A 20703-nucleotide genomic window follows, 5' to 3' on the forward strand; every position below is an offset into this window, starting at 1 on the left:
ACTAACATCCAGGAGAACTTCATGCCCGCAGTCACCGCACCGGCACATCAAAAAGGCGATTGTTTTGTCGATTTCGAAGAAAAAGTATTTGAAGACGTCAAAGCCGAGCCAGGCCAGAAAGCCTTGGTCAAATTCCATACCGTCGCCTTTGAAGGATCGATCGGCTTCGTCAATCTGCTGCAAGCCACCCGTTTGCAACGCAAAGGCTTCGAAACCTCCATCCTGCTATATGGTCCGGGCGTGACATTGGGTTTGCAACGCGGTTTTCCGCGCCTGGGTGACGAATCATTTCCCGGCCATCAAAACTACGCCAATCAGCTTGCCAAATTCATCGAAGAAGGCGGCAAAGTCTATGCCTGCCGCTTTGCCTTGCAAGCCCTGTATGGTCATGGCGAACCCAGCCTGTTGCCGGGCATCCGTCCGATCAGCCCACTAGATGTGTTAGACATCGTGTTACTGCACCAGCGCGACAACGCCTTCATCCTGGATACCTGGACTTTATAAACCGTAACGCCGAACCCTTCATCGAGAGGGCGTCGTAAAAACCAAAATGTAGGTTGGGTTAGCGTAGCGTAACCCAACAAAATCAAATTGTTGGGCTTCATTGCATTCAGCCCAACCTACGTTTTGAGCTTGTTGATCATCCACAGGAGAAAAAAGTGACCAATCCCAACATCGTCAGAGCGGCGGCGGTACAGATTGCGCCGGTGTTCGAATCCGCCACCGCCACCGGCGACAAGGTTTGCCAAGCCATCAGCGACGCCGCCGCGAAAGGCGCACAAATCGTGGTGTTCCCGGAAACCTTCGTGCCTTATTACCCCTACTTTTCCTTCGTGATGCCGCCGGTCACCCAGGGCCGAGAACACTTGAAGCTTTACGATTACGCGCCGACGGTACCTGGCCCGATTACCGACGCGGTCGCGGCGCAAGCCAAGGCGCATGGCATTGTGGTGGTGTTGGGCATCAACGAGCGTGACCACGGCAGCTTATATAACACGCAACTGATTTTCGATGAAACCGGCCGCCTGGCGCTGAAACGCCGCAAGATCACGCCGACCTATCACGAGCGCATGATCTGGGGCCAGGGCGATGCATCGGGCTTAAAAGTCGTAGAAACCGGCATCGGCCGCATCGGCGCGCTGGCCTGTTGGGAACATTACAATCCGCTGGCCCGCTATGCCTTGATGGCCCAGCACGAACAAATCCATTGCAGCCAGTTTCCGGGCTCCCTGGTTGGGCCTATTTTTGCCGAGCAAATTGAAGTGACGATACGCCATCACGCATTGGAATCGGGCTGCTTTGTCGTTAACGCCACAGGCTGGCTTAGTGACGAGCAAATTGACTCAGTGACCACCGACCCTGGCCTGCAAAAAGCCGTACGCGGCGGTTGCTGTACCGCCATCATTTCGCCGGAAGGCCAGCACGTCGTCGAACCGTTACGGGAAGGCGAAGGCATGCTGATCGCCGATCTGGATATGAATTTAATCACCAAACGTAAACGAATGATGGATTCGGTCGGCCATTACGCCCGGCCTGAACTACTTAGTTTGCGCATCGACTACAGGCCGGCGGCACCGATGTTCAGCGACCTGCCAGCCGTTTCGTCTCAACCCATCCAAGAGAGCGACCACGATGACGCTATCAACACACACTAAAGTCGGCGTGGCAGAGCTGATCGCCGATCTGCAATCCTTAGGCTTACGCCTGGAAGACAGCGATGTTGGCGTAACCAGCCGCCGTGGCGGTGCCGGGCCTTCCGATCACAAGGCCGTCAATCTGGGCGGACGGACGGTGATGATCCCAATCGCCACCGCCTCGGCCTGCAACTCGCCCTTCGTCGCCGGTAAGCCGGACCGGCACGGCATCAGCGAAATTCGCCGCGAAGGCATCGTGGTCAGCCATATCGAATTTCCGCGCCAGCCGCGCTTTTACGGATTGAAAACCGCGGATGGCATTGCCTACTCGCAGATCGCCACGCTGCATTCGTCCGACGTGTTGGCGACCACGCTGCTGCAATCCTGCATCCGCTACGGCAACCGCAAGACCGCGTGCCAGTTTTGCGCCATCGGCCAATCGCTGGCAGCTGGCAACACCATTTTGCGCAAGACGCCTAAGCAACTGGCCGAGGTCGCCAAGGCCGCCGTCGAGCTGGACGGCGTCAAGCACATGGTGATGACCACCGGCACGCCGAATCTCAGCGACCGGGGCGCGGCCATCCTCTGCGAAAGCGCTCAGGCCGTCAAGGCCGCCGTCGATCTGCCGATTCAAGGCCAATGCGAGCCGCCGGACGACGACATCTGGTTCGAACGCATGAAGGCTTGTGGCATTGATAGTTTGGGCATGCATCTGGAGGCCGTGACAACGGCCGTGCGCGCCCGCATCATGCCCGGCAAGGCGGGTGTTTCCATGGAACGTTACATGGATGCTTTCGATGCCGCGGTGGCGGTATTCGGCCGCGGCCAGGTGAGCACCTATATCCTGGCTGGCTTGGGTGATACGCCGGAAGCGATTCTGTCAGTCTCCGAGCAGTTGATCGCCAAGGGCGTTTACCCCTTCGTGGTGCCGTTCGTGCCGATCAACGGCACACCCTTGCAAAACCATCCGGCACCGACGCCGGCCTTTATGGCGAAAATCCTGCCGCAACTGGGGGCGATGCTGAAGCAGGCGAACCTGCTGTCCCAAAACATGAAAGCCGGTTGCGCCAAATGCGCCGCCTGCTCGGCACTGGCCAGTTATGAGGTGTGAGATGTGGACAACCAACTTTAAACCGTTTTTTGCCAACGCTTACCTGATCAAATTCGTCACCGAAGATTGGGAACGCAAACAAATGCTGGCGTTACGCCAGGCCGTGTTCTGTGAAGAACAAGGTATTTTCGCCGGCGACGATCTGGACGACATCGACCACATCGCCACCCCCATCGTCGCCATCGCCTGCGTCGCCGGCCTGCCGGATCGCGTTGTCGGCACTGTGCGTATTCATCAGGAACAACCCGGCGTGTGGTGGGGATCGAGATTGGCGGTGAATCACGACTATCGCAAACAAGGCAGTCTCGGCGCGGCCTTGATCAAACTGGCGGTAACCAGCGCTCACGCCCAGGGTTGCACCCGCTTTCTGGCGCAGGTGCAAAGCCGCAACCAATTGCTGTTCCGTCGGCTGCACTGGAAATCGTTGCAGGAAATTTCGGTGCACGGGCGGCCGCATTATCTGATGCAAGCGGACCTGGCTTGGTATCCGCCTTATGCCGACGGCGCCATCGGCTTTGTAACGACCAGCCGGATCGCGGCATGAGTTCATTGACTGAATTGACCAAGAGCATCCAACAAGGCTTGGGGCTGGCGCATAAGCGCGACATCGCCGAGGTGGTGGGAAGACTCTATGGTTCCCACGCTCAGCGTGGGAACCCCGCCCCGGACGCTCCAGCGTCCCGAACTGCGGAGCGGTTCAGCATGCATTCCAACGCGGAGCGTGGGAACGATGTACGGGTCGGCGACGACTGCGCGGCCATCCCCGACGGCGACGGCTTTCTGTTGCTGGCAAGCGAAGGCTATTTGAACGACTTCGTCGCCAGCCAACCCTGGTTTGCCGGCTACTGCGGAGTGATGGTCAACGTCAGCGATATTTACGCGATGGGCGGCCGGCCGATCGCGGTGGTCGATGCGATCTGGAGCGACGGCGCTGGCCAAGCCAAGCCGATACTGGAAGGCATGGCAACCGCCTCGCAAGTTTACGGCGTACCGGTGGTTGGCGGCCATAGCAACTTGCGTAATGACCGCCCGCAATTATCGGTGGCGATTCTGGGCCGTGCCAAGAAACTACTCAGCAGTTTCGCCGCCAAACCGGGACAACAGCTGCTGGCAGCCATCGATTTACGCGGCCACTTGCGCGAGCCTCATTTGTGGTGGGACGCCAGCACCGGCGCGCCGCCGGAACGCCTGCGCCAAGACTTGGAAATTCTGCCGACCCTGGCCGAAACCGGTTTGTGCGCTGCCGCCAAGGACATCAGCAATGCCGGCATCGTCGGCACGCTGTTGATGTTGCTGGAATGTTCCGACCTCGGCGGCGTAATCGATCTCGAAGCAATACCTCGCCCCGAAGGTATGGAGCTGGAACGCTGGCTGCGTTGTTTTCCGAGCTTCGGCTTCGTACAGAGCGTCGACACAGGCGACAGCGATGCGGTTATCGAACTGTTCAGCCAACGCGGCATTGCATGCGCAGCGATAGGCACAACCGACTCCAGCCGCCAGTTACGCCTCGCCCGTGGCGATGAACAACAACTGCTCTGGGACTTGCACGAACAGCCCTTGACCGGCTGCGGCCCAACCATAACTGAAAGCCCCTCTCCCTCAGGGAGAGGGGATGGGGTGAGGGAGATAACCCTATGACAACACTCAAAATCGCCATGCTGACCCATTCCGTCAATCCGCGCGGCGGCGTGGTCCATGCCCTGCAATTGGCAGAAGCGCTGCACGACTTGGGCCACGACGTGACCTTGATCGCGCCGGCCGAAGCCGGCAAAGACTTCTACCGGCCGGTGCGCTGCAAGACAGTATTGATCCCGCTGTTGGCTGTGGCCGGCGATTGGGTGGCAACCGTCGGCCAACGCATCCAGGCCTATGCCGATTATTTCGCCCACGCCGACTTGGAAACTTACGACATTTACCACGCCCAGGACGCCATCAGCGGCTGCGCGATGGCTAACTTGAAAGAGCGCGGCGTCATCAATGATTTCGTCCGCACCGTGCATCACTTGGACCGTTTCGACGACATCTGGCTGACCGAGTGGCAGAATCGGTCGTTTCAAGCCGCCGGGCGCGTGTTGTGCGTCAGCCGCGACTGGCAAGAGCGCTTGCTCGGCGATTACGGCATCGCCGCATTGCCGGTCAACAACGGCATCGATGCCGCGCGTTACACACCCACGCCGGGCGCGAACGACGCAGCGCTGCGCTTATGCTTGGGTTTGACCCGCGGCGGCCCGCTGTTTCTGGCGGTTGGCGGCGTCGAGGCCAGAAAGAACACCTTGCGTATCTTCGAGGCATTTCTGGACGTGCTGAAACAACGCCCCGAGGCTCAGCTAATCATCGTCGGCGGCGCCAGCCTGCTGGACCATGGCGAATACCGGCAACGCTTCGCTGCGGCGGTCGCCGCCAGCGGCATCGAGGACGGCCCCGGCCAGCCCTTGGTGATGACCGGACCGTTACCGGACGCCGACATGCCGGCCTTGTTCCGCTTGGCCGACGCGCTGGTGTTTCCGTCGCTGAACGAAGGCTTCGGCCTGGTGGTACTGGAAGCGATTGTTTCCGGCACGCCGGCCGTGGTCTCGGCCCGGCCGCCGTTCACCGAATACCTGAAATTCGACGACTGCGTCTGGACCGATCCGGAAGACAGCACTTCGATTGCCAAAGCGATGATGGCGGCTATTGAAGCCTTCCCCAAGGAACGCCTGCCGGCCATCGCCCGGCGGCTAAGCGATGAATACTGCTGGCAGCACTCGGCACGCAGCCACCTGACCCTTTACCGCTCACTGATCAATACCGGAGAAACCGTCTATGCCTGAAATGCGCTTCAAAGTCCTGTGGCCGGACCACAGCGAAAGCCTGTGTTATTCGCCGTCGCTGGTAATCAAGGATTTCCTGGAACCCGGCCAAAGCTATGCCTTGGACGACTTCGTCGCTCGCAGCCGCGAAGCCTTGAACATCGCCAGCGAACGGGTGCGGCAGAAATACGGTTACACCTGCTCCAGCGCGATGAGCCAGTTGGCCGACATCGAAGCCACCGCGGTCCGGTTTTGGGGCGACGAAAATCCGACAGTCACGGTGGTCGAGTTCATCGAGTAACCCCAGTCGACCACTGTAGGGTGGATAAGCATGGCGCATCCACCGGCGGAAAAATTTGTTAGTTGGATGCGCTGCGCTTATCCACCCTACCCGAAACACAACACCACAAATAAAAGAGGACGCTATGAAAGAAAAACGCGAAACCACCAGTTTGCACTATGACACCATCATCGTCGGCGGTGGTCAGGCCGGCTTGTCGGTCAGCTACCACCTGCAAAAACTCGGCGTGGATCACATGATTTTCGAGAAACACCGCGTCGGCCATTCCTGGCGCAACGAGCGCTGGGACAGCTTCTGCCTGGTCACGCCCAACTGGCAATGCCAATTGCCGGATTTTCCGTACCCCGGCAACGATCCCAAGGGTTTCATGCTGAAGGACGAAATCGTCGAATACGTCGAAGCCTTCCGCCGCAAGGTCAATCCGCCGATCATGGAAGGCGTTACCGTCACCAAGGTTTGCCGCGGCGACAAAGGCTTGCTGTATGTCTCCACCACCGGCGGCGAATACAGCGCCTACCATCTGGTCGTCGCAACCGGCGGCTACGACATTCCCATCGTGCCCGACTATGCCCACAGCCTGCCTAAACATATCACCCAGATTCATTCGGTCAATTACCGTAACCCCGAGCAACTGCCGGAAGGTGAAGTGCTGGTGGTGGGCACCGGCCAATCCGGCGTGCAGTTAATGGAAGACTTGCATCTGGCTGGTCGCAAGGTACATCTGGCCGTTGGTAGCGCCCCGCGTTCGCCGCGCATGTATCGCGGCCGCGAAACCACGGAATGGTTGTTTGACCTGGGCTTTTATCAATTGACCATAGACCGCCATCCCCTGGGCGACGAAGCCAAGCATAAAACCAATCACTATTTGACCGGGCGCGGCGGCGGCCACGAAATCGATTTGCGTCAGTTTGCCTTGGAAGGCGTGAAACTTTACGGCAGCATGGCCAATATCGACGGCAGCTTATTGGAGTTTTTACCGGATTTGACCAAAAACCTGGACGATGCCGACGAAATCTACGTCAACATCCGCAATGACATCGACCGTTACATCGCCGAGCATAATATCGATGCTCCGGTAGAACCGCCGTTCCGCAAAGTATGGGAACCCGAGTTCGATCCCACCCGCATCGACGCCGACGCCGAAAACATCACCAGCATCATCTGGGCCATTGGTTTTAGACCGAACTATCGCTGGATAGAGCTGCCGGCATTCGATGGCCGCGGCTTCCCGCAATACGATCGTGGAGTCAGCAACGTGGACGGTCTGTATTTTATCGGCTTGCCCTGGTTGCATACTTGGGGTTCCGGACGGTTCCTGGGGATTGCCGACGATGCTGAGTATTTGGCGGATGTGATTCAGAGCAAATTGGCGGTTAAGACAGTGGTTGAGCTTTAATCGTTGGCTAAAGGCAGGCTTAGAGTTGGCTTTATAATACGGCTTCCTGATCCAACCAAAACCAGCGAATGCTCGGCGCAGACGCATAGCTTAACCTGGATAAACACATGAAACACTTATACGAAACCGTCGCGGATACGGTGATTGCGCATATCGAACAGGGTGTTTACAAGCCGGGCGAAAAACTGCCCGGCGTCAGGAAGTTGAGTCAGCAATTGCATGTCAGCATCTCAACCGCACTGGAAGCCTATCGCCTGCTGGAAGACAGCGGCAGGATTCAGGCGCGCCTGCGTTCCGGTTACTATGTCAGCGGCTTTCGCCGACAGGCGATTGTGGAGCCGGACATTTCCGATGCGCCGGTCACGCCCGCCAAGGTCACCGGTCAGTCGCTGACCCGGCAAATCCTCCGCGCCGCCAAGGACCCATATCAGATCAACCTGGGTTCGTCGGTACCGCATGCCGATTTCCTGCCCACTCATGCGCTGCAACAAGCGACCGGCAAGGTGGCGCGCAGCTTTGGCAAACGCTGTTTCGACGCCGACGAATTGCTGGGTAGTCAGGAACTACGCCGGCAAATCGCTAAGCGCATGGTGGAATTGCAATGCGCCGACAGCCCGGACGACATTGTGGTTACTCACGGTGCGCGCGAAGCGGTCAGGTTGGCGTTAATGGCGATTTGCGAACCCGGCGACTTGATTGCCATCGAATCGCCCACCTTTTACGGCTTATTGCAAGTCATCGAATCCTGCGGCATGGAAGCGCTGGAAATCCCTACGCATCCGCGCGACGGCTTGTCGTTGGATGCGCTGCAAATGGCCATCGAGCAATGGCCGATCAAAGCCTGTTTGCTTGTCTCCAATTACAACAATCCTCTGGGTTCGTGCATGAGCGACGAGCGCAAGCAAGCCTTGGTGGCCTTGCTGGAACGACATCAGATTCCTCTGGTCGAGGATGATGTTTACGGCGACCTGGGCTTTGGATTGCGGCGGCCTTCGGTTTGCAAAGCCTGGAGTCGAAACGGCCAGGTGTTGTATTGCAACTCCTTCGCCAAGACCCTGTCGCCAGGCTTGCGCGTGGGCTGGCTGGTGCCGGGCCGCTATATGGCGCGGGTGGAAAACCTGAAATACATGAAACACCAGGCCGTGCCGACCTTGAATCAGTTGATCGTCGCGCAGATGCTGGAACAAGGCGGTTACGACCGCTACCTGCGGCATGTGCGTCAGGACTATGCCCGCAACGTGGCGTTGGCGGTGAACGCGGTTAGCCTGTTATTCCCGGAAGGCACGCGAGTAACCCAGCCCGAAGGCGGCTTTGCCTTGTGGGTGGAACTGCCGGCCGGCGTCGATGCCATGGCACTGCACCGCCGGGCCAGCCAGGAAAATATCATCATCGCTCCCGGCCCCTTATTCTCGGCCACGCAAAAGAAATACGGCAATTTCATTCGCTTGAGTTGCGCCGTGCCTTGGAACGACAGGGTAGAAAAAGCGTTGAAGAAGTTGGGCGATATTGCCGGGGATTTGCTGACAGAAAATCCCCAGTGACTGCTGTTAATTTGATAACGTGGGTATAGTTGTCTTAGCTAATAAAATTGCATAGAGCCCCCCGACCGACGGGTTTTGCTGCTCGTAACCAATCCATTGACGCTGCCGCACAAACAGACTAGCGCCCTGCCATATCGGCTTTGCGTGCAATCATTTTGTCAGCCAATGCCAGGGTACCGCCGCTGTCAAGAATGACTTGGCGGATTTTCTCGTCCGGAATCCGTAACACCACGTTTATGGCCTGCTTGATGTCGTCGGCGCTCATCTCGGCAAAGAGTTTGACGGCGTGCGGGTTATCGGTATCGCGGCGCAACAGCTCCAGTTCGTCGACGCAGGTACCGAATGCTTTGCCTTTCGGATCGCCCTGAGCCCGAAAGGCCAATGCGCCGCCCACATCCAATGTCAGCACTTTGCCACCGGCAACACCTTGGTTATCGCCATTGTAGCCGGCGACATCCCAGTTGGCGGTCCAGGCGTGCACACCGAACCAGTACCGAGCCTGTTTGCGTTCGCTGTCATTCAGATGAGCGATGCATTTTTTGGTGAGTTCGACCCATTCTGTCGCCACCTGGTCCGCCGCAATTGTTCTCACATAGGTCAAAGTGGGCGCTCCAGCCAGTTGATAGAGCTCGGCTGCGATCAGCTCATTGCGCGCATGCGCCGCAGATTCCAGTGTTTTCACGTAGTAGCGTCGACCGTTACCGTCCTGAAAAATGCCTGCTGGATTGCTACCCAATTGCCCGCCTATCCGTTGCAGGGTGGTGGTATCAATAGTCGGAGTATCGGCACACATCGTTATGCGCCGGCTTAAGAGATGGGTTTAGTGCGACGCACCAGCGCCAGTTGTGCCGGTGTTTCGATGGCCCCCTTACGCACGTGCCGAACGGCATTGATCGCTTCTTCGGCATCCATGCCCAGTTCCACCAACAGCCGCGCCGCGATCATGCCCGCCCGACCCAAGCCGCCTTTGCAATGTACCAGCACATCTTGGCCGCTGCGCAACATCTCTCGGATCTCATGACCTTGTGTGACCCACTGCTGTTCGAAAGCCAGAGTAGGCACAGAAAAGTCAGCAATCGGCAAATGGCGCCATTCGATGCCACGTCGGCGAATTTCATGCCCGAGCTGCGGCACCTTGAGGGCTTTAAGCTCTGCGGGTTCAACGAGTGTCAACACCAGTTTTGCCCCCCAGGCAGCGATGGCATCCAAATCGATACCGAGGTCACGCTCCCAGGCCCCCGTGTAAGCAAAGTGGTCGTGCTTGCCGGGGCAGAAAGTAATGCCGATCCGTCCATACGAAGGACTCGCACGTAGTTCTGCGATCTGCAGCGGATGTGTGTGGCTGGTCCGTACAGCTGTCATATAGCCATCCTGCCGGAATATTGAAGGGAGGAGTTTTTTAATTTTTAGAATTAAGTTGTCCGCATGCCGCTAATACATCATCACCTTTAGTACCTCTTATTAAGGTCGGGATTCTAAAGGTATCTAAAATTGCCTTAAAATTTTCGACTTCAATCAGATCAGGACTCTCGTAACGTGAGCCAGGGAAAGCATTAAATGGAATTAAGTTTATACAAGCCCTTTTGCCTTGCAGTAACGCGCCCAATTTTTTAGCATCATCCGCAGTATCGTTTAAACCTTTTATCAGAATATACTCATAAGTAATAAATTGTTTCTTTTGCAAAGGTATGGCGTCAATATAAGTTAATACCTCAGCGAGCGGATATTTTTTATTAATCGGAATAAGTTCATTCCTTTTTTCAGTGAACGGTGAATGCAGCGATAAGGCCAAGTTCACGCCAGGCACTTCCTGGAGCCATCTTTTCAGTCCGGGAATATAACCTGCCGTTGAAACCGTAATTTTTTGTACGCCAATTGACGTACCACGTTGCGATAAAAAAATTTCACAGGCTTTTTTAACAGCGTCAAAGTTATGTAAAGGTTCGCCTTGCCCCATAAAAACAATATTTAAAATCCGCTCTTCTCCTGGCCTGTTGCTTGCCAACCAACGCCAAGCCTGCAGAAATTGTCCAACCATTTCACTGGTAGTCAAATTCCGCTTAAGCCCTTGTTCTCCGGTAAAACAAAAAGAGCAATTCATGGCGCAGCCAACCTGCGATGACAGGCAAATAGAATATTTGTTGTTAAACGGAATAAGGACAGTTTCGACTTTGTGCTGGTCCTTGAGCTTAAACAGAAATTTTACTGTTCGATCTTTCGACGACTCTTGCACGGTATCGATTTCCGGCAAGGAAAAATCGAAATGTTTTTCAAAAAAGCCAATGAGGATTTTGAAATATTATCTCGGCATTGCATGCTTTCTTTTTTCTTATAATGCCAATTAAATAGAATACCTGCTACCGATTGATTTAAATCATTCTGCTTTATAACAGCTTCTAAATCAGCATAATTTAAATCGTAAAAAGATTGTTTCAAAACTTCTCCTGGCAATGCCGACATTTTAGCTATCCCTATTAGCTTGGAAATTGGGTATTATTTTCCGAATGTATGCAGGTCCGCAACGCCTCAATACCACACTCGCACCCCGACTACACCGCGCAAACTGTGTTGGTGCTCGCGGAGTGATTCTTCCTCGACATAGTCCATACCCACATAAGGCGCAAATTCGCGTGCGATCTCGTAACGCAAGCGAAAGCCGGCTTCAAACTCGGTAATGCCGGCCTTGACGCCGCGATTTTTTATATCTTCTGCAGCGACATTCACTTCCACCCGCGGTTGCAGAATCAGGCGTTGGGTCAAGAGCATTTCGTAACCCAGCGTCAATCGCCCCAGCACGTTGCCTTTCTCGTTAATGAACATCGCACTGTCCACTTCAATAAAATACGGCGCCAGCCCTTGAAAGCCGATCACCGCATCGAAAGTACGTTCCGGTTCTATCGCCCGCCGCGCACCGATTTGAAAGTCCCAAAACGTGTCGATATTTCGGCTATACAGCACTTGCAAGTCGGCGCGGCCGAAGATATTTTGATCGGCGGAATAATCGCCTTCTGATTTCAACCACAGTTTATTTTCGTCGGTGCCGGTCCAGTTTTGCACGTCCCATTTGAACAGATGCAAGTCTTGATTACCTTCGTATTCCAATCTGTCGGCCTTGAAATGATTAAAAATCATCGAGCTATCGTGCGCAGTAGCGACGGAACAGAATAAGGCCAAGCAAACCCACAAATTGCGAGCACTGAACAGGGCTTTAACGATGTTCATGCTCAGCCCTTTCCACGATCAATTTACGAAACATGCCGGTATCCATGTGATACAGCAGATGACAGTGAAAGGCCCACTCGCCTTCCGCGTCGGCCGGCACATCGACGCTGACGGTCTGGCCGGGCTTGACGTTGATCACATGTTTTTTCGGGTTGTACATGCCATTGCCATTGTCCAGGTACTGCCACAGGCCGTGGATATGGATGGGATGGTTCATCATGGTTTCGTTGACATAGGTAAAGCGAATCCGCTCGCCGAATTTGACCCGAATCGGCTCCGCATCGGCAAATTTAGTGTCGTCGAACGACCAGATATAGCGCTGCATATTGCCGGTTAGCCTGAGTTTGATTTCCCGATCCGGCGGCCCCATTAGCGCATGGTTGGGTTGCACGGCGATCAACTGACTATAGCTCAACGGTTTGGCGGTTTCGCTGGCTTCTGCCACTGGCATTGTGCGGCCAGCATGGGGATTCGGCAGGGTCTCGGCAATGGCGTTCTGATGGCTGCTGTGTTCCATCATGGTGGAATCTGGTGCAAGGGAGTGTTCTGCGTGCGAGTGTTCAACTTCCGCAGCGACCGCTGGTTCAACTGGCGCTTGATGAGCAGAGTGGCCGGCATGCTCGCCTCCCATGTCCGCCAAGGTCAACAAAGTCATGGGGCGCATTGTCGGCAACGTGGCTTGCAAGTCTGCGCGAGGTGTCAGCGTCGCGCTGGCATAACCACTGCGATCCATCGCTTCGGCAAAAATACTGTAAGCCTGTTCGGTTTTCGGCTGCACCAACACATCGTAGGTTTCCGCCACTGCAATCCGAAACTCCTCCACATCAACTGGCTCAACCGCCTGTCCGTCTGCGGCAATCACCGTCATTTTCAGACCCGGCAGACGCACATCAAAATGCGTCATTGCCGAAGCGTTGATAAAGCGCAAACGTACTATTTCGCCCGGCTTGAACAGATAGTGCGGTTTCGCTTCGGCGGTTTGGCCGTTGATCAAAAACCGGTAATTGGCGCCGGTCACGTCGGCCAGATCGGTAGGCTCCATACGCATCTCGCCCCAGGCCAGCCGGTCACTGACGGTTTCCCAAAAACCCAAGCGTTGAATATCGGCGAAGAAATCGCCCACTGTGCGCTGCTGAAAATTGTAATAGTCACTTTGCTTTTTTAAGCGGGCCATGGTTCGCGCCGGGTCCGCGCGCGGCCAATCGGACAGCATGACCACATAATCGCGATCTACCGTTTGCTGTTCCTGTTGCGGGGCTATGATCAGCGCTCCAAACAAGCCCTGTTGTTCCTGCATCCCGGAATGGCCGTGATACCAGTAGGTGCCGCTTTGCTTGACTTTAAATTGATAGGTAAAAGTCTGGCCCGGCTCAATACCGTCGAAACTGATGCTCGGCACGCCGTCCATTTGATAAGGCAGAATGATGCCGTGCCAGTGAATTGACGTGGATTCTTTGAGTAGATTAGTAACCTCTAAGGTCACGTCCTCGCCTTCCCGCCAATGCAAGGTGGGCGCAGGCAAAGCAGCATCCACCAGCACGGCCTGCTGGGTTTCGCCGATTAGATTGATCGAGTTTTCCGAAACCGACAAACGATAAACATCGGCCTGCGTCAGGCTGGGTAGCAAATTTGCCAGCACCAGCCATGCAAGAGCATATCTATCGACCCGCCCCTTAAATTTCCTGCGCTCCTCATGTCCTGGACAGCCGGAATCGATTGCTTTAAGGGCCGGATTAATAAGGTGGGAAAATACCCAATAACGCATAACACCTCTAAAAACCGGTTAACAGGTGTTTACTCTAACATTTTTAAAAGAATCGATACTTCTGAGCGGCAACACTGGGATTACGGAAGCCGAAAATTCAGTCGGCCGCGCGATTACGGACTTAATCGTCCAGCACAAAGTCGCGCGAATCGCGCATACCTTCCAGAAAATTAAACAAGCGTTGCGGACTGATCAGACAGCCGGCCGCTGCTTTTCGGGGCATGATTTCTACTAATACGCCCTGTGCGGTCAGCTTGTTCAAGATTTGATACATGAAAAAATCCAGCGTTTCCGCCACGCCTATCATGTTTTCCCATTCGCCGACCGCCGCCTCGTCGGCGTAACGCCGGTACGGCCAGACCGGCAAGGTTTCGTGGCCGTCCACCACCCGCAAGATCCATTGCCGGCTTTCTTTCAAGCCCCAGACTTCGTCCATTTCGACGATGCGATACATAAAATATTCCAACAGATCTTCATCGCTCATGGATTGAGCTGCATCATATTCTTCTTGGTAGGGTTCGTAGCGCATAGTACCGATCCGGAAATGGAAAACCACTTTGCAGCAATAATCGCACCACGCTAATCGGCCACCATTTATCCCGCCAAACTCTGCGAATTGTCGGGTTTGCGCACAAATAAGCCCTATCGCCGCGCGTTGACTAAGCAATTGATTGTCGCGTAAGCGACAAAACCTCAAGCTATTGCCGCACAGCGCGTATTTAGCAAAAAAGCCTAATCCGATAAGTTGTATAGTTGCGGGCCCTTAGCATAAACAAGTAAACCCATGAAATTACTGATACGCAATCTTCCCCGCACCACCACCGAAGCCGAATTGCGGGCCATGTTCGCGGCATACGGCAGCGTGCAGTCCTGTTCGCTGGTGATGGACAAAGACACCCATAGCTCGAAAGGCTTTGGCTTTGTAGAGATGCCCAAAGCCGGCGAAGCCAAGGCTGCCATCAAAACCCTGAATGGTCTGGAAATGGACGGCAACCGGATTCGCGTGAAGAAGGCCGAAACCAACGCTGGCGAAGCTGCCGATGACTAAACCCGGCAAGCAAGATCCGTTGCATGGCATCACGCTGGAAACCCTGCTGACCCGTTTGGTAGAAAAATATGGCTGGGCGGAATTGGCCAGCCGCATCGACATCAACTGCTTTGCCAAAGACCCCAGCATTAACTCCAGTCTGAAGTTTTTGCGTAAAACGCCTTGGGCGAGGCAAAAGGTTGAGGCGCTTTATTTGCTGAGTTCGTGGACAAAAACTCAAGATTAGCGCGCTATTGCGGATGCGGCCTTATTGGCCGAGGGCAACCAGACGTGCAAGTCTTTGTGGTTAAAAACGATTGCCGGCGACGCGACCATACTGATGGACCGGGAAACTTGGAAAGTATCCGGCTGTCTGCTGGCCAATGCCAAAACAATCAGAGCAACAATGGCAATGAGGATCAGACAAGGTCCATCATGACGAGACGCTCCGGCTTTTAAAAAATGCTAACGCCGGCTCTCGGCACTGCCATCATCGCGAATAGCAGTCTGTAAATCGATCATGCTCTGCTGGCTCACCCGGATTACGCCCCGATACGGCCGGTCCAAATCCAGAATTATGAACACCATGACCACAATCAGCCAGACCATGATGTAAGTGACGAACGATGTGCGATGTCCGGCCAGACCATTGGTATAACCCACCAGCGCCCCGCTCATGACAAAGGTGATGTACAACAAACCCAGCACCAACTCGGGTACATGCCGCTTCACCTCGGCATCGCGTTTGCCAAAATTATCGATCAAATCGTTCAAGGCGGGGATAAACAAACCGGTGGTCACCGGACTGGGCGCCTGTTCATTCGCTTGCCGGGCGTAATCCCAAAGCTTCGCTTGCATCCGGCCGGCCTCGGCGATCAGCGCTTCCCTCTGCCCACGCTGAGTGAGATCGACAGTACCGGTTCTTACCCGCAAATCCAGGTAGTTGCGTATTAAGCTGCTGACTTCTGCACTGACCGGCTTCGGCAATAATTGCGCGCGCAAATAAGCAGTGCCGATAGCATTGGCTTCGTCGACCACCGCCTCGCTGCGACTATCGTAGCGCTGTAAGGACAAGGAGAAGGTAAACCCCAGCAGCAATGCCAGAATGCCGAGTAAAGACCCGGAGATCGAATTGACATGGGCTTTGAAATTATCATCCACCTTAGGGTTAATTTTTAAACCCAAGCGATAACCCAGTTCGATAGTGAGCGCCATGGATACCAGCAACACACAGGCGATCAGTAAACTATCGATGTCGTAAGTAATCTCGTTCATGATTTGAATTGGCAAAAGCAACTGACAGGAAATTTGGGCAAACTTGCCGTGGCTTGATTATGGAGGACAGGTGAAAATTTGTCATGCCGGCATCTGCCGGAAGCGCAAAGTTCTTCAGCTATTAATTCGGCCTTGTTTAATACGGGTATACCGTTGGGGCTGAATCTATCGACGCCTGATCTGGCATGTCTTTCGACAAGGCTCTCCTGAGCGCAGCCGAAGGACTCAGAGATTAAGGCCCAAGCCAAGCTCGGTAAGCAGCCTCGCGAGTCCGCTGCCCGAGTTTAACCTGTCATTCAGTTGGACAACTGCTGTTGCTGGGCCTTGGCGTTGAAATGATCAATATCGGTAATCAACTCGCAGTGGCTTAAATCATTTTGCAATTGCGTGTAATAAAAATAAGCGCCGCTGCCGCCCAACCATACCTGGGTGGGCTCACTGCTGACCGAATCTATGATCAGCTGCAATTCGTCAAGGGTCACTTGCTCCGGCGGCGTCTTGACCAAGCCCATGACTATGACGTCCGGCTTCAAATGCTGGCAGGCCTCGATAATATCTTTGGCTGGCAGATCGGCACCCAAGTAGTAGCAGTTGTATCCCTGGTTGGCGGCAATCAGGCAGCTCACCAATATGCCAAACTCGTGCGGATCGCCGCTCGGCGTGGCGAACAGCATGCCCGGATTGTTTTTCGAGTGGTGGTGCAAATTGTTCACCATGCTCAACACTATCCGCTTGATACAGCTGGAAAACATGTGTTCCTGGGCGATGTTCAACTTTCCGTCATGCCAAAGTTCTCCCACTGTTTGCAAGGCAGGCAACAAAATGTCTCTGGCGTAGTCCAAGGGCTCGGCGGCAATCAGAGCCTTCTTCAACAACTGTTCGCAGCGTTCGATTCTGTATTGTTTCAATGAGTCGATGATCTGAGCTAACAAAGGCGACTGTTCTTTCGCCGGTTGTACGCTGACTTGCTTCTGAAAGTCTTGTAGTTGCTGGTTGTCCAGGGTCGCCAGCTTGCCGATGGGATGGCCCTTTCGGGTCAGATTGACCAATAGCGTCAATTTTTCCAAATCCTGTTGCGAATAGAAACGCCGACCCGTGCTGTTCCGCGCCGGCATGATGCAGGCGTAGCGACGTTCCCAGGCTCTTAGTGTTTCCGCTGTTAATCCGGTTAAGGAGGTAATCGCTTTAATTGAGTACATTGTTCAACTTTTGTATAGAAAATACTTTGACAAACATTCTACATTCTAGTAAGTTATTTGCCAACAACTTAAATAACCAAGTGAATTGATTATGTCCAACTTAGCCGCACTGCCAATTGATAGCGAGATGGATTCGATAACAGAATCCCAACCTAACTCACTTGCCGTTCAAGTTGAACAGGCCAGGCAGAATCTGTTAGCGTTATTGCTTGAGAACAAGCAAACCAACGCCTTGATAATTAACAGGTTCTTGCATGATCTTGATGCGGGAGTGGACTCCTCGGATCTGATCTTAGCCAAGAACTCGGAAGACTATAAAAGGCTACTGCAATTACTGGTCAATACCGAGACAGCCAACAGACCTCATCAGCTTGCCTGGGGTGAGAATAACGGACAGGGCAAAGTTGTACAAGCCGAGAATGTTGTACAACTTATGGGTTCGGAGTTTGCACAACAATCCCTGATAGCTCGCTCAGTGAATCGCTTGTTGTACAGCCTGCACTTGTTACCGGTATTTTTGTTGGACAGTGCGGCGCAAGCAGAGGGCATATTGACCACGGACACAGAAGACGGCGCAGATTTCAAAAAACGCTTGGGCAAAGCCAAACGGGAATTAAGAAGCTTGCGCCAGGAAATGATCTCCGCCAACACCGGCTTGGTGGCGTTCGTGGCGCACAAGTACAAAACCAGTAACCTGAGCTTTGAAGATTTGATGCAGGAAGGCCTGGTCGGGCTAATTAAAGCAGTAGACAGATTCGACCCGGATCGCGGCATCTGCTTTTCCACTTACGCTATTTATTGGATCAGACAGGCCATATCCCGTCTGATCGTCAAACAAGAAAAAATTGTGCGTTTGCCGGTCGCCTTGGCCGAAAAAGCCGCCACCGTATTCGAAGCCATGCGCAGTTGCTACCTTAGATATGAGCGCTGGCCGAGCATCGCCGAATTAAAACTGGCTTGCGATTTATCCGAGCAAGAGATTAAAACCATCAGCAGCTACTATCAGGCCACGCATTCGTTGGATGCGTCTATAGGAGATGATGACGATAACCTGGAATTGATGGCAAAAATGCAGCAGCATCAATTCAGTCTGCCACTCGATGAACTAATTGATCAGGATCTGGCTCAATATGTCGACAAAGCAGTTGCTTCGCTACCGGAAAAACAGGCGGCGATATTAACCATGCGTTTCGGTCTGCGCGATCACACGGAAATGACCTTGCAGGCAGTAGCGGATCAGCTGCATGTTACTCGGGAGAGAGTCAGGCAAATTCAAAATGAAGCATTAAAAAAACTGAAACAACAATTTGGCTTTGACCTTATGCTATTTCTCGAACCCAAGGACGGCTAACAATAACAATCATTGACCCAGGTCAGGCTAACACTACAAGAGGAGTGATTATGTCATCAGAAAAACAAAACACCAGTAAGCAAACGCCGCAGTCCGACTGGAAGTTGGAATTGGATAAGCAGTGGAAGCACGTCTCTACCAAAGCGGGCGACTTCTTCAACGATCATAAAAGTATGTTTTCGTTGACCAACATCGCCGCAGCGGTGGGTGGCACGTTGACCGTCGTCTGGCTGGCCAGCGGCGTTTACATCGTGGACCAAGGTAATCGAGGCGTGGTAAGCCGCTTTGGCGCCTACACGGAAACCACCCTACCCGGCCCACACTGGCATATTCCTGCGCCTATCGAAAGCGTCGCCAATGTCAACGTAGAGCAACAACGGTTCATCGAAGTGGGTTACACCGACGCCAGCCGGGTGAACAAATCATCTGTGATTCCACAGGAATCGCTAATGCTGACCGCCGACGAAAACATCATTACCGTGCGTCTGGCAGTGCAGTATCAAATTAATAACGCTCGCGACTACTTGTTTAACGTCAAAAACAACGAAAACACGTTGAAACAACTGACTGAAAGCGTGGAGCGGGCGGTAATCGGCCGCAACAATATGGACTTCGTCTTAACCGAAGGCCGAAGCCAAATCGTCGCCGAGATCAAAGAACAAATCCAGGAAGCCATGGATGCTTACAAGGCAGGCATCAGCATTGCCAGTGTCAATTTGCAGGATGCACAACCCCCCGAAGAAGTGCAAGGCGCATTTGAAGATGCGATCCGGGCTAGAGAAGACAAGCAACGTTTGATTAACGAAGCGGAAGCCTACGCTAACGAAGTGATTCCGAAAGCGCGCGGCGCCGCATCCCGGATTATTCAAGAAGCGGAAGCTTACGAAGCCGAGAAAGTCGCCAAAGCCAAAGGTGAAACCGAACGGTTCGATCAGTTACTGGTGGAATACGAAAAAAGCCCTGCCATCACCCGCAAGCGTTTGTACCTGGAAGCCAAAGAAAAGCTGTACAGCAGCACCAATAAAATCATGCTGAACGAAGATCAATCCAGCCCGATGATGTATATGCCCTTGCCGCAAACCATGACTCAACATGCGCAGCCTGCGGCCAGCCATACGGAACCGGAAGTTAGTGCAGAACCGCACAACGGCGACAAAAACGGCGTTCGCAAATCAACCGGCAACGAATTACGCCCTAGCAGGAGCAAACCATGAGCAGCAAAACCACCCAAGTTTTAATTCCGGCCGGTTTGACCCTGTGTGTACTGGCCTATATGTCGGTTTTTTACGTCAAAGAAAACGAAAAAGCCATTCTGTTTCGCCTCGGGGAAATGGTCACGTCCGACTACACCCCCGGGCTACATTTCAAGACCCCCATCATCAATAACGTCAGTACATTTGATGCGCGTGTGCTGACCTTGGATGCCAAATCCGAGCGTTTTCTTACCTCCGAGAAGAAGAACGTTATTGTTGACTCATTCGTCAAATGGCGAATCGGTGATGTGGGTCTCTTTTACACCACGGTCGGCGGCGACGAGTTTCAAGCCAATCTGCGCCTGGACCAAATCATGAAAGACGCCATGCGTAGCGAGTTCGGTGTACGGACCATCAAGCAATTGATCTCCGAAGACCGCAACGAACTAAGGCAAACCTTGCTGGCTAAATTAGCGCCGGCCGCCGAAAAGTTCGGCATTGAATTGATCGACATTCGCGTCAAACGCATCGATCTGCCGCCGGAAGTCAGCAGCTCGGTATATCAACGGATGCGCGCCGAACGCGAGCGGGTCGCCAGAGAATTCCGTTCGCAAGGTGCCGAAAGCGCCGAGCAAATCAGCGCGGAAGCCGATAAGCAAAAACACGTGATAGTTGCCAATGCCCAACGCGATGCGGAAAGCATTCGCGGTCGCGGTGATGCGCAATCCGCGGAAATTTACGCAAAAAGCTACGGTAAAAACCCCGAGTTTTATGCGTTCTACCGCAGCTTGCAGGCATACCAAACCTCATTTGAAAAAACTCAGGATACTTTGGTGTTAAAACCAAACTCCGACTTTTTCAAATACTTCTCCAGCGAAAAGTAAGTTAGGAGACAGCTA

General features: G+C 53.9%; 22 protein-coding genes. 14 read left to right on the plus strand and 8 right to left on the minus strand.

Going from position 1 to position 20703, the window contains the following annotated elements; all coding sequences use genetic code 11:
- Positions 1-21: 21 nt before the first annotated feature.
- From ACH5Y9_RS12070 to ACH5Y9_RS12110, 9 genes are all read left to right on the plus strand, one after another.
- Positions 22-504 (plus strand): MSMEG_0572/Sll0783 family nitrogen starvation response protein, encoded by a 483-nt coding sequence (locus ACH5Y9_RS12070; protein WP_101051887.1) that lies wholly within the window; start codon positions 22-24, stop codon positions 502-504.
- 155 nt (positions 505-659) lie between these two features.
- The gene (locus tag ACH5Y9_RS12075; RefSeq protein WP_171694872.1) at positions 660-1655 is read left to right on the plus strand and encodes a Nit6803 family nitrilase; all 996 of its coding nucleotides are present in this window, start codon (positions 660-662) and stop codon (positions 1653-1655) included.
- The gene (locus ACH5Y9_RS12080) at positions 1633-2745 is read left to right on the plus strand and encodes an MSMEG_0568 family radical SAM protein (protein ID WP_445369796.1); all 1113 of its coding nucleotides are present in this window, start codon (positions 1633-1635) and stop codon (positions 2743-2745) included. Before ACH5Y9_RS12075 ends, ACH5Y9_RS12080 begins: the two co-directional genes overlap by 23 nt.
- 1 nt (position 2746) lies before the next feature.
- A complete protein-coding gene (locus ACH5Y9_RS12085; RefSeq protein WP_445369797.1) occupies positions 2747-3289 on the plus strand; it encodes an MSMEG_0567/Sll0786 family nitrogen starvation N-acetyltransferase in 543 nt (180 codons plus the stop codon).
- Entirely contained in the window at positions 3286-4383 is a 1098-nt protein-coding gene (locus ACH5Y9_RS12090; RefSeq protein WP_445369798.1) for a sll0787 family AIR synthase-like protein, read from the plus strand. Before ACH5Y9_RS12085 ends, ACH5Y9_RS12090 begins: the two co-directional genes overlap by 4 nt.
- Entirely contained in the window at positions 4380-5555 is a 1176-nt protein-coding gene (locus ACH5Y9_RS12095; RefSeq protein WP_445369799.1) for an MSMEG_0565 family glycosyltransferase, read from the plus strand. Before ACH5Y9_RS12090 ends, ACH5Y9_RS12095 begins: the two co-directional genes overlap by 4 nt.
- The gene (locus ACH5Y9_RS12100; protein ID WP_064042487.1) at positions 5548-5835 is read left to right on the plus strand and encodes an MSMEG_0570 family nitrogen starvation response protein; all 288 of its coding nucleotides are present in this window, start codon (positions 5548-5550) and stop codon (positions 5833-5835) included. Before ACH5Y9_RS12095 ends, ACH5Y9_RS12100 begins: the two co-directional genes overlap by 8 nt.
- Before the next feature lie 124 nt (positions 5836-5959).
- Positions 5960-7231, plus strand: coding sequence for an MSMEG_0569 family flavin-dependent oxidoreductase (locus ACH5Y9_RS12105; protein WP_445369800.1), 1272 nt, complete (start codon positions 5960-5962; stop codon positions 7229-7231).
- A 107-nt stretch (positions 7232-7338) separates the two neighbouring features.
- Positions 7339-8772 carry an aminotransferase-like domain-containing protein gene (locus tag ACH5Y9_RS12110; RefSeq protein ID WP_445369801.1) on the plus strand — a complete coding sequence of 478 codons (1434 nt, stop codon included), beginning with the start codon at positions 7339-7341 and terminating at the stop codon, positions 8770-8772.
- 118 nt (positions 8773-8890) lie between these two features.
- Here ACH5Y9_RS12110 and ACH5Y9_RS12115 read toward each other — a convergent pair whose 3' ends face one another.
- The 6 genes from ACH5Y9_RS12115 to ACH5Y9_RS12140 all read right to left on the minus strand — a co-directional run bounded on the left by ACH5Y9_RS12115 (position 8891) and on the right by ACH5Y9_RS12140 (position 14288).
- On the minus strand, positions 8891-9565 hold the full coding sequence (locus ACH5Y9_RS12115) for a hypothetical protein (RefSeq protein ID WP_445369802.1): 675 nt from the start codon (positions 9563-9565) through the stop codon (positions 8891-8893).
- A gap of 14 nt (positions 9566-9579) precedes the next feature.
- Complete coding sequence (locus ACH5Y9_RS12120) at positions 9580-10134, minus strand: cyclin-dependent kinase inhibitor 3 family protein (RefSeq protein WP_445369803.1); 555 nt, start codon at positions 10132-10134, stop codon at positions 9580-9582.
- Between the two features lie 37 nt (positions 10135-10171).
- Positions 10172-11023, minus strand: a complete 852-nt coding sequence (gene rlmN / locus ACH5Y9_RS12125) for a 23S rRNA (adenine(2503)-C(2))-methyltransferase RlmN (RefSeq protein ID WP_445369804.1) — start codon at positions 11021-11023, stop codon at positions 10172-10174.
- A gap of 275 nt (positions 11024-11298) precedes the next feature.
- On the minus strand, positions 11299-11994 hold the full coding sequence (locus tag ACH5Y9_RS12130) for a copper resistance protein B (RefSeq protein ID WP_240617962.1): 696 nt from the start codon (positions 11992-11994) through the stop codon (positions 11299-11301).
- Positions 11981-13633: a copper resistance system multicopper oxidase gene (locus tag ACH5Y9_RS12135; protein WP_445369805.1), complete on the minus strand. Its 1653-nt coding sequence runs from the start codon at positions 13631-13633 to the stop codon at positions 11981-11983. Before ACH5Y9_RS12135 ends, ACH5Y9_RS12130 begins: the two co-directional genes overlap by 14 nt.
- 247 nt (positions 13634-13880) lie before the next feature.
- Positions 13881-14288: a DUF2750 domain-containing protein gene (locus tag ACH5Y9_RS12140; RefSeq protein ID WP_225587397.1), complete on the minus strand. Its 408-nt coding sequence runs from the start codon at positions 14286-14288 to the stop codon at positions 13881-13883.
- Between the two features lie 255 nt (positions 14289-14543).
- On the opposite strand from ACH5Y9_RS12140, the gene ACH5Y9_RS12145 reads away from it, so the two are divergent.
- Both ACH5Y9_RS12145 and ACH5Y9_RS12150 read left to right on the plus strand, forming a co-directional pair.
- A complete protein-coding gene (locus tag ACH5Y9_RS12145) occupies positions 14544-14807 on the plus strand; it encodes an RNA recognition motif domain-containing protein (protein WP_445369806.1) in 264 nt (87 codons plus the stop codon).
- The gene (locus ACH5Y9_RS12150) at positions 14800-15033 is read left to right on the plus strand and encodes a VF530 family protein (protein ID WP_445369807.1); all 234 of its coding nucleotides are present in this window, start codon (positions 14800-14802) and stop codon (positions 15031-15033) included. The genes ACH5Y9_RS12145 and ACH5Y9_RS12150 overlap by 8 nt, the downstream gene beginning before the upstream one ends.
- A gap of 218 nt (positions 15034-15251) precedes the next feature.
- Here the strand turns inward: ACH5Y9_RS12150 and ACH5Y9_RS12155 are convergent, their stop codons facing one another.
- A complete protein-coding gene (locus tag ACH5Y9_RS12155; protein WP_445369808.1) occupies positions 15252-16061 on the minus strand; it encodes a bestrophin-like domain in 810 nt (269 codons plus the stop codon).
- A 296-nt stretch (positions 16062-16357) separates the two neighbouring features.
- A complete protein-coding gene (locus tag ACH5Y9_RS12160) occupies positions 16358-17260 on the minus strand; it encodes a MerR family transcriptional regulator (protein ID WP_101051880.1) in 903 nt (300 codons plus the stop codon).
- A 91-nt stretch (positions 17261-17351) separates the two neighbouring features.
- Here ACH5Y9_RS12160 and ACH5Y9_RS12165 point away from each other — a divergent pair, with 91 nt between their 5' ends.
- The 3 genes from ACH5Y9_RS12165 to hflC are packed head-to-tail and all read left to right on the plus strand — an operon-like array spanning position 17352 to position 20688.
- The gene (locus tag ACH5Y9_RS12165; protein ID WP_445369809.1) at positions 17352-18611 is read left to right on the plus strand and encodes a sigma-70 family RNA polymerase sigma factor; all 1260 of its coding nucleotides are present in this window, start codon (positions 17352-17354) and stop codon (positions 18609-18611) included.
- 50 nt (positions 18612-18661) lie between these two features.
- Complete coding sequence (hflK, locus tag ACH5Y9_RS12170) at positions 18662-19825, plus strand: FtsH protease activity modulator HflK (protein ID WP_445369810.1); 1164 nt, start codon at positions 18662-18664, stop codon at positions 19823-19825.
- A complete protein-coding gene (gene hflC / locus ACH5Y9_RS12175) occupies positions 19822-20688 on the plus strand; it encodes a protease modulator HflC (RefSeq protein ID WP_033156700.1) in 867 nt (288 codons plus the stop codon). The genes hflK and hflC overlap by 4 nt, the downstream gene beginning before the upstream one ends.
- The last annotated feature ends 15 nt before the right edge of the window (positions 20689-20703 follow it).

The organism is Methylomonas sp. BW4-1 (genome assembly GCF_052474385.1).

What these genes read in the sequence shown, in the direction of transcription:
- ACH5Y9_RS12140 (WP_225587397.1), bottom strand. Translation starts at nt 14,288, where the DNA reads ATGCGCTACGAACCCTACCAAGAAGAATATGATGCAGCTCAATCCATG.
- ACH5Y9_RS12080 (WP_445369796.1), top strand. Translation starts at nt 1,633, where the DNA reads ATGACGCTATCAACACACACTAAAGTCGGCGTGGCAGAGCTGATCGCC.
- hflC (WP_033156700.1), top strand. Translation starts at nt 19,822, where the DNA reads ATGAGCAGCAAAACCACCCAAGTTTTAATTCCGGCCGGTTTGACCCTG.
- ACH5Y9_RS12145 (WP_445369806.1), top strand. Translation starts at nt 14,544, where the DNA reads ATGAAATTACTGATACGCAATCTTCCCCGCACCACCACCGAAGCCGAA.
- ACH5Y9_RS12085 (WP_445369797.1), top strand. Translation starts at nt 2,747, where the DNA reads ATGTGGACAACCAACTTTAAACCGTTTTTTGCCAACGCTTACCTGATC.
- ACH5Y9_RS12165 (WP_445369809.1), top strand. Translation starts at nt 17,352, where the DNA reads ATGTCCAACTTAGCCGCACTGCCAATTGATAGCGAGATGGATTCGATA.
- ACH5Y9_RS12115 (WP_445369802.1), bottom strand. Translation starts at nt 9,565, where the DNA reads ATGTGTGCCGATACTCCGACTATTGATACCACCACCCTGCAACGGATA.
- ACH5Y9_RS12120 (WP_445369803.1), bottom strand. Translation starts at nt 10,134, where the DNA reads ATGACAGCTGTACGGACCAGCCACACACATCCGCTGCAGATCGCAGAA.
- ACH5Y9_RS12095 (WP_445369799.1), top strand. Translation starts at nt 4,380, where the DNA reads ATGACAACACTCAAAATCGCCATGCTGACCCATTCCGTCAATCCGCGC.
- ACH5Y9_RS12100 (WP_064042487.1), top strand. Translation starts at nt 5,548, where the DNA reads ATGCCTGAAATGCGCTTCAAAGTCCTGTGGCCGGACCACAGCGAAAGC.
- ACH5Y9_RS12130 (WP_240617962.1), bottom strand. Translation starts at nt 11,994, where the DNA reads ATGAACATCGTTAAAGCCCTGTTCAGTGCTCGCAATTTGTGGGTTTGC.
- ACH5Y9_RS12105 (WP_445369800.1), top strand. Translation starts at nt 5,960, where the DNA reads ATGAAAGAAAAACGCGAAACCACCAGTTTGCACTATGACACCATCATC.
- ACH5Y9_RS12070 (WP_101051887.1), top strand. Translation starts at nt 22, where the DNA reads ATGCCCGCAGTCACCGCACCGGCACATCAAAAAGGCGATTGTTTTGTC.
- ACH5Y9_RS12090 (WP_445369798.1), top strand. Translation starts at nt 3,286, where the DNA reads ATGAGTTCATTGACTGAATTGACCAAGAGCATCCAACAAGGCTTGGGG.
- ACH5Y9_RS12110 (WP_445369801.1), top strand. Translation starts at nt 7,339, where the DNA reads ATGAAACACTTATACGAAACCGTCGCGGATACGGTGATTGCGCATATC.
- ACH5Y9_RS12160 (WP_101051880.1), bottom strand. Translation starts at nt 17,260, where the DNA reads ATGTACTCAATTAAAGCGATTACCTCCTTAACCGGATTAACAGCGGAA.
- ACH5Y9_RS12155 (WP_445369808.1), bottom strand. Translation starts at nt 16,061, where the DNA reads ATGAACGAGATTACTTACGACATCGATAGTTTACTGATCGCCTGTGTG.
- hflK (WP_445369810.1), top strand. Translation starts at nt 18,662, where the DNA reads ATGTCATCAGAAAAACAAAACACCAGTAAGCAAACGCCGCAGTCCGAC.
- ACH5Y9_RS12150 (WP_445369807.1), top strand. Translation starts at nt 14,800, where the DNA reads ATGACTAAACCCGGCAAGCAAGATCCGTTGCATGGCATCACGCTGGAA.